At 68.9% G+C, this 17,302-nt stretch carries 1 protein-coding gene; it reads right to left on the reverse strand.

The window, feature by feature from the left end; genetic code table 11:
- Positions 1 to 33: 33 nt before the first annotated feature.
- Positions 34 to 17,259 carry a hypothetical protein gene (locus FHR38_RS00735; RefSeq protein ID WP_184531870.1) on the reverse strand — a complete coding sequence of 5,742 codons (17,226 nt, stop codon included), beginning with the start codon at positions 17,257 to 17,259 and terminating at the stop codon, positions 34 to 36.
- Positions 17,260 to 17,302: the final 43 nt, after the last annotated feature.

A 17,302-nucleotide genomic window follows, 5' to 3' on the forward strand; every position in this document is an offset into this window, starting at 1 on the left:
CGTCCTGGTCTTGCTCCGCATCGACAGCGCGAGCTAGCGCGACGAGGCCGTCGCTGCCTCGTCCACGTGGCGCTCGCCGGCCGGCTGGTCGCCGAGGCCATCGGCCGGGACGGGCACCAGCACGATGTACCAGATGGCGTCCGGTCCCGCGTCCGCACCGGCCCGGTCGGCCCATCCGCCGAACATCCGCATGCTGCCCGTGCCGGTCCGGTTGCGACTGGGCTCGTACCAGCGCAGTTGCGTGGTGGGTTGGACCACCCCGGCGGCGACCATGGAGCCGGCCACGACCAGCACCCGGGCTCCCACCGGCGGATCGGCCGGCCGGTTGCGGGTCGGCCGCGCCACGGTGAACCCGAGACTGGGGGCGGCGGCCAGCAGGTCGGCCATCATGGCGGCGCGCTGCTGTGGGGTGTACGCCAACCAGGCGGCGGCTACGTCGTCGGAGTCGTTGGCGTTCACCGGACCAGCCGGCGGCGCGCCGGTGGATGCCGGCCAGGGCGCGGTGTTCAGACCGGCGGTCAAACTCCGGAGGCCGACGGCGTCCATCGGCGGAGTGTTCTGGGTGACCCACTGGTAGGCCAGATACCCCTGGTGCCGGTTCAGGTTCTCCACCAGGGCGGTCACGCTCTTAGCCCAGTCGTCCAGTGCCTCGATCTCCGCCTCGTGCAGGATCTCCAGTCGGGACCTCACCTCGGGCCGGTTCCGGTGCGGGGCCAGATCGTCCTGAACACGCTGGGGCAGCCGATCCAGGGCGTCGTCCAGGGTCTCGGGGCGGCCGGTGGCGTCCAGCCGCACCACTTCTCCGCCTGGGTAGGCGAGGTACGGCCGCACCGGGATGCTACCGCCGCTGATCCGCAGTTCGACCAGGACACCGAGGCTTGCGGCAAGGTCCCGGCCAAGCTGGACCCGGTCCAGTCTGTGCACGGCCTTCTCGTCCGGCGGGGCGGCTGTGACGTTGTTCGCCTGCCTGGTCGGGTCGGTGCGCAGCACCACCCGTGATGGCCGCGTACCGCCGGCGCTGGCGCGCACCCGGCGGTCCAGTTCCTGGACGGCGGACGGGCCGTAGCCGGAGTTGGCGATCTCGGCCAGCGCCGTGTCCACGTCCATGATCGGATTACCGGGCGGGGTCGGCGGGAACGACAGCGCCAACTGGTCGACCTGGTGTTGTGCCGCGTCCCGGGCCGCCTCGCGGGCCGTCCTGGCCTCGTCGAGCACCCGGACCTTGTTGACGTGTGCCTGTGCCGAGACGTCGCGGGCGTGGAACTCCTCCCCCGCGACCTCGGCCTGTTGACGCAGGTCCGGCAGCTTCGAGTGGAGCCGGTCGAGGTCCTGCCCGGCGCTCCGAAGGTCGCTCTCCGCCTTGGCAACCGCCGCTCGGGCCTCTCCCAGTTCCCGCTGCGCCTGGTCGAGCCTTGCCTGGGCAGCAGCGAGCCGCTGCTCGTCCTGCCTGGTGGCAGGGTCGTTGACCGCCTGCTGGGCCGCCAACTCCAGCTTCTCTCGCCGGGTCACCTCTGCTTCGAGTTCCGGTTTCGTACGGGTGAGATCGTCGATCTTCTGCTTGATTCCGGCTAGTTCGGCTTCGGCTTCGGTGACGGCGTTCCTGGCGTCGTTCAGCGACGCCGCTGCGGCGTCTCGGGCCTGCTGTGCGCGCTGTTCCTCCCGATGTGCCTGCCCAAGGGCGTCGACGCTGTCCTGGAGGTCGTGTGTGGCCTGCTGAAGGCGTTGTCGGGTGACCTGCCGCACCGTGGCGACCGGGGTCCCAGCCGAGGTTGGGGCTGGTGGCTGGGCAGCGGTGTACAGCCGGTCGGCGAGGTGACGCAGCGCGGGGCGGCGGGTGCCGGTGGCGTTGTCACCAAGGTTGCGAATCACCTCGGCCCACCGTTGCCGCTGTTGCACCGAGAAGGTTTGGCGCGCGTTCTGCACCAACCTGGTGACGGCGGCAGCGGAAACGTTCAGCCCGGCGAGCATGTCGGCAGTCAACTGCAGGATCTCCGCGTCCACGGCGTCGACCGGGCCGGGCAGGGAGGCGGCCAGGTACCCGAGGGCCGACACGCCGGCCGGGTCGGCCAGGTCCGGCCGGGCCAGTAGATCCATCAGCATCTCCTGCCGCCCGGTCGGCGCATCCGGTGTCGGAGTCGGTGCAGCGGTCGGCGTCGGGGGCGGCGTCCCGGCCACTGCCGACACTGACGTGGTGACTCCTTGCAGGTACCGGTAACCGTCCTCGATACGGCCGTACCGGGCCAGGGTGAGCAGCGCGTCGCGGGCGGCGAGATCGGCGTCGTGGGGCAGCCCCGCCCGTCGGACCTGAAGTGCGCTGTGCATCCGGTCCGACAGCAGGTCCGACCGGTGGGTGTCGAGGAAGTCGTGGGAGTTGTCCCAGTTGTCGATGGCGAGCCACCGGTCGAGGATGTCGGTGCCGGGTGGCATCGGATGGTGCACGACGTGGGCTGGGCCAGGGGTGGTGACCGCCGTACCGGCCCAGGTGCCAGACGGTTGGGGCAGCGCCGGGACCAGCCCGGTGGCGGTGGAGACGTCCCGCCAGGCGCGGGCGAGATCGGTCGCGGTCGCCCCGGACGCGCCCACTGCCGCGGCAACCTGGTCGGCCTCGGCCGGGGGCAGCTTGCCGAGCAGGTCATCGACGCCGTGGTGCAGGATCCGCGCGTTGACTTCGATTGTGGTGCCCAGCGTCGCGATGTCGGTGCCCGGTCCCGTGGGCAGCCGGTCGGCCAGGGCCCGCAGGGTGTCCGGCCAGCCTTGCTGGGGGGTGATGGTCCATGCGGCGGAGGCGATGGCCCGGTACGTCGCCAGCGGTCCGACCGCCGGGTCGAGGATGTCCGCCACGGCCCGCAGGATGCCCGCGTCGGAGCGGGCCTGCGGCTCGGACGTGGACTGCGGCCCGGACGTGGACTGTGACACCCGGGGGTCGGCGGCGATGAGGTCCGCCAGCGCCCGCAGGCCGGCCGGGGCGGCCGGGTCGGTTGGTGTCACCGCCGCCACCGCCTCGGCGAGTACGTCGTGCCGGGCCGCCGCGTCGGTGGCGTCGAGGTAGTCGAAGGCCGCCGTCAGTTGCCCGGCGCGGATCGCGTTGAGCAGGGCATGGTGCAGGTTCAGCGTCGGGTCGCCGCTACCGGGCGGTACCGGTGCCACTGCGGACTTGGCCGACTCGCCCGGTTGCTCCGGGGGCGTCTGCCGGGCCTGCTGCCGGGCCTGCGCCAGTCGCGTCGTGGTCGAGTCGGCACGCAGCATCGCGAGGTGGTCCTGCGCGAACTGCCGGGACGCCGCCCAGTTGCCGTCGTGCAACAGCCAGCTTGTCAGCACGTCGGGTTCGACCGGGGTGATGGCCTGCGCCTGCGGTCGCAGCTCGCCCGGTGTCTGGTCGCTCCCGTGCGTGGACGAGATCAGCCGCCGGGCACCGAGTTGGGCACGAAGCCATTCACCGAACGGGGTGGCCTGTCCGGGACCGATCCATGCCGCGTCCCACCAGACCAGCATGATGTCGGGTGTGTCACTCCCCCGCTCCCGCGCCTGGGCGACGGCGTGCTGCCAGGCCGGCGAGGTGGTGAGCGTGCGCAGGAACAGGGCTTGGCGCACGGGGTCGTTGGCCAGTTGCGCGGCCAGGTTTCGGTGCCCGGCAATGGTGAACGACCCATCCACCGGCGGCAGCGCCCGCGCTGCCGCCCGGCCCGCCGCCGCTGCGTCGAGATCCGCAACCCTCGGGTCCGCGAAGTACACCCCACTGGGCGTCTCCGTCATGGCGACGTCCCGGGCTGCCTCGAAGAGCTGGGGCAGCACCCCGGCCGGCGATGGCGGGATGCCGATGTCGGCGGCGAGTTGGCGTAGCTGGGCGTCGGTGGCGCGGCCGTGCCCGTCACTGGCGAGATTGTGGATTCGTTGCGCGGCCGTCATGCCGGCCGGGCCGACCACGGTCGCGGGGTCGAGTCCGAGCACGGCGCGGATTCGCTGATCCGCCGACATCCCATGCTCGTCCAGCACGAGATGCGGCGTACCGTCCCGGTCGATCCGATAGACCCGCCCGGACGGGTCGACCCAGTGCGTGCGGTGCCCACCGTTCTGGTCGACGTGGCGCACCTGCATGTGCCGGCCGAGCAGCTTTCCGACCATCCGCACCAGGTGCACCGGATCCATCGCCAGCGCCGGAACGGCCGGTGGCAAGGCCCGAGGGGGCGTGTCTTCCTCTGCCGGCCCATTCACCGCGTTGATCAACGTGGTGACTCGGCCCTCGTAGTCGCCCACCGACTCGTGCCGGGGTGAGGTGTCCTGGCCCTCGGCCATCCGTCCCTGGTAGGTCGCGTCGGTCTCCGCCCTGGTCGGTTCCGGTGGCCGCAACGCCGCCACCACCTCCGGTTGGCTACGCGCCTGTTGGTCGAGATGCTCCTCCGCCCACGCCTGCACCACCCGCAGGGTGCGCGCCGCGCGGTCCCCCTCGTCGACCTGGAACGCCACTGGCCTACCGTCGTCGGGCAGTGTGGTCCGGAGGTTGGCCGCGACCTCGGCCGGGACCTGCCACGAGTCCAGCCCCTGCCGGCCCGCCTGCTCCACCAGATGCAGCAGGTCCGACCGGGGTGTGGTGTCGTCGATCGCCGGTGGCAGCGCGTCGACGATGGCGGCACCATCGCCGGTGGCGGCCGCGTCCGCAAGCGCTCGGGTCGCCCGTGCCTCCTCGTGCCGGCGGAGCAGATCGTGAATCTCGTCCTGGTGCGCCATGATGTAGACGTGGCCGAAGAACGGTTTACTGGTGTGTGATTCCTTCTGTACGGAGCCCCGCCACAGGTGGTGCTTGCGTGGGGATCCTTCGATGGCAAACCGTGTCAACGCGCGGACCAGAAACGTCGGCCCCTGGTGTTTGATGTGCTGCTCGGCGCGGCGGGAGTCGGCACCCCTACTGCTCTGACTCAGCGCGGTCGTGCGGTCCGCACCGGTGTTGCCGTCCATGGTGTGCGGGATGGGCGGCCCGTCGGCTTGCTCACGCCCTCCAACCGTGCCTGCCTGACCCGCACTGCCGTCCAGGGTGGCCTGCCAGGTGTCGTTGCTGCTGCTGGTGCCGAAACCCTCCTGCACCTTGGCGTACCGGCCGACGCCGGTGGCATTGACGATCGGCGCAATGATCTCCAGGTCGACCATCTCACCCTTCAACCGCAGCGTCGCCCGGTTGCTGGAGTGTCCCGGTTTGGGCAGTCCACGCGTCAGCCGGTACCCGCGGGGTGTCAGGGCCTTCTGCAGATGGTTTGTCAGGTGCGAACTGTTCAACTGCTCCTGTAACGACCGGCTCTGCCGGTACCGCGGATCATTCGCCTTTTCACCGAACATCTTCGCCATCAGGTCCTGAGCGACCCCACGCGCATCGTCCAGAAACACCGCAGTCACGTAGTCGCCCTTGAGAGGCTTGATCGGCGCGAGATCCGCCGGCTGGGCCGCCCCCTGGTACGGCTTGGCCTGCGCCAGTCCCCGCGGAATCTTGAACACGATCTCACCGGTGTGTTCCTCGCGTACCGCGACACTGTGCTCGGTCACCTTCTGGTACAACGCTACCAGCGAGTTGTTGATCGGCCGACCGCTGATCTTCAACCGTCGGGCGCTCACGGTCCACCTAGCGTTGCCCTTGGCTCGGTAGTGCCCGGACCAGTCATAGATCGTCTGCTCGGCGGTGTTCACCTTCGAATGGCTCGTGGCACGCTGATAGCCCCGATCGGTCCGCGCGGCCGGCGTGCCCGATGTCGGTGTGCCCGGTGTACCCGGCTCGTCGTGGGAACCCGTCAGGTTCAGATTCGCGCTGACTCCGACGCTCTCCCCGTATGCCTTCGACTCCGAGTACTCGGTGTAGCCGTGCCCGTAGTTCTCCAGACCGTTGTCGGGGATGAAGTCGGTGTACTTCGGCACCGAGGTCAGATCCATCTGCACGCTCACCTCGATGGCATCCTCCAGCGCCCACCCGATCGCATTGGGGAGGATGAAGGTGAAACCGTCCCGCTGCATCAGGTCATCGAGGCGCGCGTGCTCCCGCCCGCCCGCCAGGATCGCCTGCAACGTGTCGATGCCACCCGGCAGCCGGCCTACCACCGCCTCCCCATCGTTGCCCCAGAACCGCCACCACACCTGTGTGGTGGGCTTCCAGTCGTCGTGCCCCTTTCCGATCAATCCGGGCGCGACCTGGTCCACCACGCTTCGCACCACATTCAGCAGGGACCGCCCACTGTCCAGGGTCACCTCGTGCACACCGTGGTGTCCCGGCCTCCGCGAACCCGGCTGAGTCAGATACGGCGGCACCCACATGTCGGCATACGGGTCCACCGGATCATCGGCGGGTGCCGTGCCGGCGAACTTCTGGTACCAGTCACCCTCGCGCCGTGGATCTGCCTCCGGTGGGAACGCCGTCGGCTCCGCCAACATCGGCCGGAACGTGTCCTGCAGTCTGGTCCACACCGGGTCGTTGACCACCCGGTTCACCGACGGGACCGCATCCGGATCCGGCTCGGCCTTGGCTGTCGACGCCTGCCCATCAGCATCGGCCGGCGGCGTCGCCACGGCTGGGGTCGTAGCCGGCGAAAGGGCCGTGTGGTGCTCCTTCGCCAACTGCGCCACCCAACGGAGCCGGTCCGGCTGGTGTGCATCCGGCGTCTTGTCCTCGGTGTGGCTGGCCTGCCAGCGGGTCAACACCCGCCCCACCGTCGAGGCCGACAACAACAGCTCGCCCGTGCTCCAGCGCTGCATCGCATCGGCCAACTGAGAGTCGTCGACCGGCAGGTCACCCCGGCCGTACAGGTCGAGCGCCTCGACCTCGGACAACAGATACAAAACCGTACGATTGGTAAGATCCGCTGGCATGGGTATCCGCACCGAGTGCGGCAAAAGCTTGGCGTTCTTCTCCTGCACGGCGCGCAGGTTGAGATCGATCGTGGTCGCGTACGCGTACGTGCGATGGAAGTCGAGCTCCAACAACTCCTTACCACCGGTGTTCTTTTGACTCTTCGACTTCGTCCACGTACTCGTCCAGGTGGGGTTCACCAGATCCGAGCCCAGAGCGCTCAAGTCCGGATTGTTCCAGGAACCGCCGACATTCGGGTTGAGGATGTTCCATTTGAGCCCGTCGGACTTATTCGAACTCTGGGCGCCCTGGGAAAGTGCCAGCTTTATCAAGCCCAGGGTGTACTGGTCCTCCGTCGCCCCAACGAACCTCGACGCACCCAACCGCCCCGACACCGACAGGCCACCCTGCTTATCACGCCCCAACAGCAGGCTCGGATCAAAGAACTGGTCCGTCGTGTATTCGCCCCGCAGAATCTCCTTCAAATGCGCGTTGATGTTCACGTTCTCGGTAAAGTTGACTACCTCCTGGTCAGCCCGACCGCCCGGCCTCGTCAGATCCGGCAACATCCGCCGTGCCTCCGACAACAGACCGTGACTGTCCACGAAGTAGACGACAGCCTGGTCGATCGCGTGTGGCGGTGTCGGCTCCGCCGGAGCCGTAGTCGGCACGTTCGTCGTGGTCTGGGCACTCGGCGGCGGCTCCACCGGGGCCGTAGTCGACGCGTTCGTCGTGGTCTGCGCACTCGGTGGTCCGGCCGATGCGTCCTCGGCCGGCTTGTCGTTCGACGTCTGCCGCCCTGCGGCGGTGTTGAACTGTGGCAGCAGGTGGACAGTGCTCTTGCCGTCGACCGGCTCACCGGTCCAGGTGTCGCCGTTGTCGTACTCGATCGTCACCTGCCATCTACTCGGCAGCCGATACTCGTTGACATGTCCCGGATACTCCAGCAACTCCGGTCGGTTCGATATCTGGGTCACCGCGTCGGCAGCGCTGATCGACCGGTTGTACTCCAGGCTCGTGCCCAGTCTCTTCAGATAATCGAGGAAGCCAGAAAAGCCAGCCGACACCCCGGCCGTAAACCGCTTTCCGCCCTCCGCGGCCTGTGCCGCGATGTTCAGCGCCATGCCCAGGTTCACTACGTGCCACTCGTCCGTGCCCCGCACCCAGTAGATCGAGTTGCCGTGCTCGTCGACATCCGGCTTCAGGTCCTGCACCGCCTTCACCGTCACCCGGGCACTACTCATGCTCAGCCGGTCTCGCCGCCGCAGCGTGAAGACCATTCCATCCTGGTGCGTCGTGTCGTAGCGCGACTCCAAGCCCGCGTGCGAGAGCATCTTGTCGATCAAACCAAGATTGTCGATCTGGCTGTTCGACTTCTGCCCTGACGCATGCCGGAAGATCCGGTCCAGGTGCTTGGGCAGGAAGCCGGCGCGCTGCAACTCGCTGATCGCCGGATCACGTACCTGCGACACCACGTCTGAATCCACCCGCACCAGCGCCTGGCCCACCCCGCGCCCCTGGCGTACGTGCTCCGGCAGGACGTTGTTCTGGTTCTCGGGCTTGTCTGCCGGACCGCGGCCCGTGTTTCGCACCGCATCCGGTGCGAACGCCACCTTGTCGACCCCCTCGGGCGGCTGTTCCTTCAACGCGGCTCGGTCCACCGGCCAACCCCGCTCGAACGCCATCGGCTCCGGCACCCGCACCACACCGGTGCCGACCACAGGTTTCGCAACTGCGATCCGATCCGCGTGCTTACGCACCGTCACCGTTGGCCGATGCTCCATCCGCAACCGGTATCCCGACGTCCACCCCGCGTACCGAGGTACCATGACCCACAGGCCCAGACGGGTCGCGGACGCCGAGTCCTTGTTACTCGCCCCATAACCCACGTACGGTTTGATCGCGAACTTCAGCAGCGGGGTCCCCGTGCCGAACTCCGCGAACCCCTGAACCCCGGTCTCGTGACTCAACCCATAACTACCGCCCACCCCGGCAATCGCCGTGCGCACCTTCTCGATATGGATCTTGTCGCTGGCGGCACCAACCTGAACCGGTGCCTCCTGAATCGTGGAGTGCACGACCACCGACGCGAGCACCCTGCCTCGCTTACTGATGGTGAACCGGTAGCCGCGCGGATTGTTGATCGCCTTGTCCAGGTGGTTGTCCAGGTTCTGCACCGCGTACACCACCGCCTTGTGCAGCTTGCTCCCCGTCGGCACATCCAGGCCCGCGTCCCGCAGCCCGGCCACGATGCTGTCGGTCAGGTCCGGGAGGCCGGTCAGCCCGGTCGCGTAGAAGTACTCGGGAAGTTGCGTCTGGTTCCTCGCGAAATCCCGAGCCAACCGTTGGGCATCCGCCAACGCCTCACCGGTCAGGCCCGGCGCCACCGACGGTGCCGTCGCCCGAACTTGCGGCGCGGTCGGCTCCAGGTAGGGGTCCGGCATCCACAGGAACAACCGCTCCTCCGGCACCGGTATCCGGTGCGCCGTCAGCCCGTCCCACCGCATGGCGTTGCTCTGGCGGACCTTGACCCGCCACTCGCCCCGCAGGCTCAGCATCGTGGAGTCGGCACGATAGTCGTGGACGTGCCCCTCCTCCGCCTCCAATACCGTGTTGTTGCCCCGCGATACCGCATTCATCTTCACGTTCGCGCTGCCGCCGAACTTCACGACCTGTAGGCCAACCGGCGAAATACCGATGCCCGGCCCGCCGCCTGCCCGCAAGCGGAACGCACCAGCCTGCGCGGACGTGGACTGCGAATGCGCACCCACCTGGAACTTGCCCTGGGTCGCCTGATTCGCATGGAACCGGCCGGCGTCGATGGTGTCTCGGCCATCCAGGTCGTCCACGGACGGGGCCGACACAGGTAGGTCCGTGGAAGCGGCCGGATTGTGCACCTCCTCCGGGTCGCTCAGATGCAGGCTCACCAGAGCCTCTGCGCCGTTGCCCAACGGCACCTCGAACCCACCGAGCAACAGCGGATAGTTGCCCAACAGGTGATGTGGCATCTCGTCCACGCCGATGACGTCCAACGGGCTGCCCATTGCCGCAGCCTGTCCCTCCAGGTGGGAGACCACCTGATCCAGGCCGGGCAACGTCGTCTTGGGAATGCCCAACGCGTACACGGCGGGATCGACCGAAGCCTTCTGTCCACCGGATTCGGTACCCGGGGGGACCAGGGCCGGCGGCTCGGACGTCGGCGGAACCGGCGCCGGCAACTCAGACGCCGGCGGTGAGCCCTGCACAGGCGTGGTAGGCGCGTCAGGTGGAACAGTTGGTGGTGGTGGCGTGGTGTCGACAGGATTCGATTCCGCCATCGGCTCGATGTCGATACGAATGTCATCGTCGCTGAGCAGATCTTCGCCGTCATCGGTCTGTCCATGCTCATCCCGCGCGTCCGCGACAGGAGCCCCCAGGGCGGGATCCTGCGAGGGAGGCTGCTGAGCGGGATCCTGCGAGGGAGGCTGCCGAGCCGGACTCTTCGGCTCGGGTGCCCGCACCTCGGGCGGCTCAGTGGCCGGCGGCACCAGATACGCCACCACCGGCCGCGAACCATCCGGAGCCGGATCGCCGAGGACCAGCTGCGACCGAGCCGTCAGCTCGCCACCGGTAAGGCCGGGAGAAAGCAGCACCGGCACATCCGCGAAATCCGCCAGGCTCCGAGCGAACGTTTGGTCCACTCCGGACAGCAGACGCAGGTCGAGCAGCAGTTGCTCACGCATCGATGCCGGCAACGTACGGGCGTACTCCGCCGCATCCAACGGTGACACGGTCGGATCCACCACCAGCAGCACATCGTCACCGAAGGCCGTCTCCGCACTCTTCGGCACCTGCGGGTCAGGCAACCCTGGAGCGTGGTGGTGTAGGAAAATACCAGCCGGCACCCGGCGCACCCGCTGATCCGAACGCCGTGGCTGCGGCACCGGCCGCTCCGACGCTGCTGATTCCGTTGACCAGGCCGATCGGAACTCCACTGCGACCCACGGCGGCAGGTTCTGCAGCATCCGGCGGATTACCGGCCGTGCTGCCTCGGGCATCGGCACACCGTGTTCGCCGACAATCACCGGCAAACCCGCCTCTGAGACGTCCGCAGAGCGCTCCGTCGGGGTGGTTTCGCGCCCAGCCGGGCCGATACGCAACTCCCCCGGGGTCGGTGCGACGGCCGTCCAGCCGCCCGGTATCTGAAAAGCACCGCTGGCCGCGTCCCACGCCAACCGAAGCGGCGGACGCAGTTCCCGCACCTGGTCCGGCGGGAAGAAGATGAACCGTTGCGCCAACACCGGGAAGGTGACCTCCCCGTCGGCGACCGGCAACACGTGTGTCGTATGCGCCGCCAGCTCCGTCAATGCCGACCGATGCACCTCCACCGGCCGCACCACACCATCCCTGCCCCGCAGGTCGGTAGCGAGGCTGGCGGCAGCTTTCGGCGTCAACCCGGGGCCGCCGAGCACCTCGACGATCACGCCATCCCCCATCGCCGGCGGCAGCCCATCGAGATAGGTCCGCAAGGCCGCGCTGTCGGCCGCAACCTCCAATGTCACGAAGACACGGGTACGGCCACCCGCCGGAACCGACCGCGCATACTCGAGCAGCGCATCTGGTGCCGACCCCCGATGAAGCACGGCACCGGCGGCGACCGGCTCAACCCCGTACCCCGGCGGCGCGGCAGCCACCAACGCGGCACGTCGCGACTGCTCCCGCTCGGCCTCGACACGTTCCTGTCGCGCCCAGTTGGCCGTGTTCCGCTCGATGATCTCCCGCACTCGCTGGCTCTCGCTACTGACGCGACCACCCCCGTCCGTACCATCGGCGGTATCCGACGAGGTACGACCGGTATGGCTCCAATCGGTGGTGGTGGCCTGCGTCTCGGACGGGTGCGTCTCGGGCGCGCGTGCCTCGACCACCGGCACCGTGGTGGTCTCCTGCGCCGTGATGGTCTCCTGCGCAGTGATGGCCTCCTGCGCCGTGATGGTTTGCGAACCGCCTGGCTTGACACCCAGGGCGACGGGAGCATCGCCTGGGGTAGCTTCGGTGTCGTCTTCAGTGGCGGTGTCGGGCCGCGCGTCGGTCTGCGCTGAGGTGTCCCTGGTGAAGACGACGCTGACGTCACCGACCGTCGTCGTCGTCGACCCCTGGTGCCGGGTACGTTGCGCGGTGCCGCCGCCCCTCGACCCGCCATGGCCAGCACCGCCACCACCAGAACCAGAACCAGCGTCGTCGTGCGTCGGGCTGTCGTGGCTGCCGGCCGAGGAGGGCCGGGTGCCGAGCAGACCGGTATCCGGATCGAAGCCCAACTGGTCGGCGGTGACCTCCACACCGATCGGATCCACCAACTCACCCGTGGTGTTGAGCACCAACCTCGACCGTTCACCACTGTGTGTGACCGTGGCGGCGAACGTACCCCGCCGCAGATCGCCGCTGCCGAGCACCTCCACCACATCGAGCTGCGCCGGCCGGTGCGGTACCTCTATCAACCCCCCGGACTCGGCATCGAGTCGGTAGTACCGCGCCTCGTCGGCCGGTCGCTCGGGCGGTGTGACCGTGGTCCGGTCGAGTACGGTCCACAGCCCGGTGCGCTCATCACGCACCAGCACCGACACCGGAGCCTCCGAGTCCTTGACCGGCCCGGGGGCCCGTATCTGCCACGTGGTGTGCTCGCCGCCCCAGACGTCGCCCCGCCGCCAGCCCGTACCGGAGCCAAGCTCGTGGTACTCGTACTCGGTGCCGGCCTGCGGTGAACCCGCCGACTCGTCCGGCACGGAGGTCTCCGCCAGCGCATGCACCGCCGGTCGCTGCTGGTAGGTGACCAGGTCGATCTGCCCGTCGTTCGGGTTGCGCCGCAGCACCTGGTACGGCCGCTTCCGGGCCGGCGACTTCGGATCGGAGTGGCCGGTCTTGCCCAGGGTCTCCGCGGTTGAGACGTGCCAGGTCTGCGTCTGCGGGTTGTACGTGACCAGGCGCTCAACCCCACGTCCGGCGCCGGCATCGAACCGGGAGGTACCTACGGCCGGCTTCCGCCCGCTCGCCGGCTCAACCACGCGGACCTGGGCGTCAGGCGCCAACCGTACCGGCACCTGCGTGCCGTCCGCCTTCAACTCCAGGTACGACGGCCCCGCCGGGGCCCGCAGCCCGGTCGGCTGCGCGTCTGGCGCAGCCTGATGCTCCGCCGACGATGCCGGCTGTTCCGACGATGTCGTCTGTTGCCCGGTTGGCACGGACTGCTCCGCCGGGATCGGCTCGATCACGGCGGCGCGTGGGTCCGCACCGGACGGCCGTACCGTGACAAGGGCGGCGCGCCCCGTGCTGTCCACCCGCAACAGGGTCCGCTCGCTCCCATCAAACGGCGGACTGGTCACCGGCGTCGACACTGGCTCGACTCGCCCGCCGTCCAGCCGGTGCCCGCTCCCCTGCCATGGCCGTGGCGTTCCAGTCCCACCGGTGGCCGCCGTGCCCGTCTCCGATGTCCCCTGCTCGGCCAGATGACGCTGTTGTCTCCGCTGCTGTTCGGCCCGCAATTCACGGATTTCCGCATTGGGGTCGCGCCGGGTGCCTCCCGGCTCCGGCTCCGACGATGACTCCGACGACACCGACGCCGACGCCGACGACAGCTTCGGTGGCGCGGGCGGCTGGAACTGCGGCTGCTGCCAGGTCAGTGGTGGCTGCTGGGACGGTCGTGGCGGCGGTGCGGCCGGTACGGAGGCGTTGTAGTGGTTGTAGTGGGTGGGCTGCTCCGGGCTGAGGGCCACGTGGTAGAGGGTCACCGGCTGGCCGGCCTGCGGCCCGTACTGCTGCTCGACTTGGCGAACCCCATGCCCGGTGGGTTGCAGGACGGTAATCCGGCTATCGGTGGCATGGGCCAGCAATGGCAGCAGTATCGGCCCGGTCCGCGGGGATGACCATGCCGTGGCCCAATTGTCGACGATGAAGCGGATCTCGGTCATCTCATGCGGCGCTAGCGGTCCCTCGGACCTGTTCACCAGATCGACCAGATAGTCACGGGCCCGATCTGGTGCCAACTCCGCCGTCGGAAAACCTCCGTGCTGGTTGACGAAGTCCAACTGCTGCTGCGGCACTGTCGTCAGCGGGTCGAGATTCTGCCCCGACTTCATCAGCTCGGTACGCACCTCAAGATATCGAGACCCAAGCCGTTGCCGATCCAGGAATCCAGCGTCGGTGACATTGTCGGCCCCACGCTTTGCCAGCTCCGCCACTACCTCCTCGTCACTGAGCGTCTGGACCCACCGCTCCCCTTGCCGCAGATCCGGCCGCTGCCTCACCACATCGGCTGGCAGCCGCTTGGCGTTGACGTCCAAGTAGCGCCGAACGTGGTTTCGCAACAACTCGGTTACCTGGGCAATTTCGGACGTCGGGAGCACCCTGTTGCCGGCCATCCCGGCCACGGCGGTCCGGACCCGACCGGGGTTGGACAGGAACTGTTGCAGAGCTTCGGGCAGCGCCGTGCCCAGTGCGGTCCGGACCAGGCCCGGGTTGGTGGCGATGAAGGCGTACAGCAGGCAGTAGCCGTCTCCGGGCACTGAAAGCATCGAGGTGGGCGACTGCGTCGCGAGCATCGCCGTCGTCGGTGCGGCTGGTCCACCAGTGGAGGCGAGGCCGAGGTCGGCCAGGCCGCTGGCGTCGGTCCGGCCAACCGTGGCGTCCGGCCACGGCTGGCCGGCGGCAGTCCCGGGCAGTAGGTCGGTGACGGCGGTGGGCCGCCCGGTCCCGTCGAAAGCCGCGACCCGGGTACTCGGCACGTACAGGTGCCGCAGCCAGGGATCACTGAGTGGGTTACTCGGCTCGGGGCGGTCAAAAGCGCCGTATACCAGGGTGTCCAGCACCCTGACCAGCGGCGGTCCGGACGGCTGCGGCTGGCTGTAGAGGGCGAACACATGCTGTGGCTCGTTCGACGGTGCGGCCCGCACCACGACCATCGACCCCGGGGCCGCCTTCAACGCAGCCAGCACATCCGCCGGTGCCACCCCGTCCGGCCGGGCGACCCGCTCCGGCACCGCGTCGAGCATCTCCAACAGTTGCGTCCAGCTCACATTGGTCGCCAGGCGGCCATCCGGACCGACGATCCGGTCGTCGAACGTCGTCTGGTTGCCCAACCGCCCGTACGCCGCGGCAAAGGCAGCGAGGGTGCGTGGTACGCACGACGACGGATCGCTGCTGCTTCCGGGGCGTACCTGCTCCCGAACGACCCAGCCGGCTACCTGCTGCGCAGACTCACCGAGCTTGCCGAGGCCATCGGCGATCGGCTCGTCCAGCGACGACACGTCACTGACCGACGCCGTGTCCCGTGCGTCAACGGTCGGGGCGAACATCTGGCGATACCCGTCCAGCCACTCTGCCTGGAACGAGGTGGCCAGCGTGGAGTGGCCCGCCGGATCGATCCCGTACCGCTTGGTCAGCGCGGTGAACTGGGTGTCCGCCAGACCGGCAGCCGCTGTGGCGTGCTCCTCGAACACCGTCGGCGCGGACGGTGCGCCATCCCGGTTGGATGCGACGCCGGCCGGGGCAGTGCCGGCCGGGACGGAGACAGCGGGGATGGAGGCGGCCGGGGCAGTGCCGACCGGAACGGCGGCGGCCACGAAGCGGGCGGGCAGGTCGACGGTCGTCTGCCGGACCAGGTTCGCAACGGCGCTCACCTGCGCGGTGCCCACCTGGGCCGGTACGGCGGGCAGCGCGGTGGTACCGAGGATCGCGTCGACCCCCCGGTCGATCTGGATCCGTATCTCTCGCTCGACTGTCTCACGCACAGCGGACGGTGTCGGCACATTGGTCACCTGCGGTGAGCCGGCGATCCCCGGTGCACCTGCCATCCCCGGCGCACCAACAGTTGCCGGCCTGCCGATGGCGAAATGCTGGTCGATGCGATGCTGGGCGGCCAGGTGGGCGGCCGAGCGCAGCGCCTGCCGGTCGAACTCGGTCGGCAGAGCAACCGTGACCTGATCGGGGGTGGCGAGCGATCGCGCCAGTACCTCGGTCATCCGGGCCACGGCTCGGTTCCGGACATCGGTCAAGAACTGCTCGCTGAGGGCGGTACCGGGCAGGCCCATCTTGGACAGCATGGTGGCAAGGGCCGCGTCCCCACGCCGGGCGTCGACCCACCCGGCGAAGGTACGTGCGACCGACACGGGCAGTGCGGCCAGGCTCTGCCGCGCCTGCACCACCCCGGCCAGCAGCCCGCCGTAGCGGTCCATGAGCTCCCGTTGGAACCGCTGCCACTGCTCGGTCATGGCGGCGGTGGCGGCGACCCAGTTCGGTACCGGCACCGGCGGTATCGACAACGACGGCGCGGGCAGCGGCGGGCTGTCCGGGCCGGACACCGGGGGCGGCGGGACCTGTTTCCCAGCGGTCTCGGTCGCCGGATCGTCGATTCCCGGGGAGTACGTCGTCGAGGTCTTCGAGTCGATGGGTGCTGGTATCGGGTCCAGCACCGGCGTTCCCGTCGCGGAGAAGCCGGTGCCACCGGGCAGCCGCAGCCGGGGCAGGGTAGGCGTGAACCCGAGACGGATGGCACCGCGACGCCCACCGAGCCCGGCCCCGGTGGCGGCCAGGCCGGTACCTCCCGACACCGCCCCGGAGATGGCGTCCGGGCCGGCGTTGTCGGTGTCATAGTGGTGATCGACGATGTAGCTGGCCCCGATACCGCCGCCCACCTCCATGACGATCTCGATGCCGGGCCGCATCACCATGCCGGCCAGCGGGTCACGCCAGGATTCCTTGATACCGATCTTGCCGAAACCCTTGACGACGACGGGGACAGCGCGGTTCAACGCTGGCCCGACCACCGTGGTGATGCCCGCCACCGCCAGTCCGTACAACGCCTGCTTGCCGACCACCTCCCAATCGACGTTGGACCTGATGCCCTCGGCCATCTGCCAGAGTTGGGCCAGCAGCGAGGAGCCCGGCATGAACAACATCTGGATGGCCGTGCTGCGTACCGCCGCCTTGGTGAGCGAGGAGCGCAGGATCGTCTGGATGATGGTCCGGGTGGTGGCGACCCGTCGCGCCGCGTCCACGGGGGCGAAGAACGCCTCCACAGCGGCGATGGCCAACTCGATCATCATGAAGGTGAACATGATGAGCGCCTGGCGTTCGAGGTAGTCCATCTCGACGAGGTAGCCGCGCATCGCCTCGGCCACCTCGTTCTGCAGGGTGGCCACCTCGGCCAGGATGGTCACGAACGGGGCGGTCTGGGCCACGAACCGGGCGGCGGTCCGGCCGTCCACCGAGTTGCCAACCGCCTTGATCGTCTGGACCAGTTCCGGACCGAGCAGATTGCGTACCCGGTCGGCCAGCGCGTCGAGCATGTTCGCGTCGCTCAGTAACAACGGCAGCTTCGCCCGGGGTATCTTCATGGCGGTAAACACCTCCAGCGCCCGCTTTGTGCTTTCGCTGGTCTGGAGGGTCGTCATGGTGGTGAAAGCCATCGCGCTACGCTTCTTCCCCGCCCTGGATCATGGGTACTCGGTG

It is taken from the genome of Micromonospora polyrhachis, assembly GCF_014203835.1.
GTDB classification, from domain to species: domain Bacteria; phylum Actinomycetota; class Actinomycetes; order Mycobacteriales; family Micromonosporaceae; genus Micromonospora_H; species Micromonospora_H polyrhachis.

Coding starts and splice junctions, on each gene's coding strand:
- FHR38_RS00735 (WP_184531870.1), bottom strand. CDS start 17,259: ATGGCTTTCACCACCATGACGACCCTCCAGACCAGCGAAAGCACAAAG.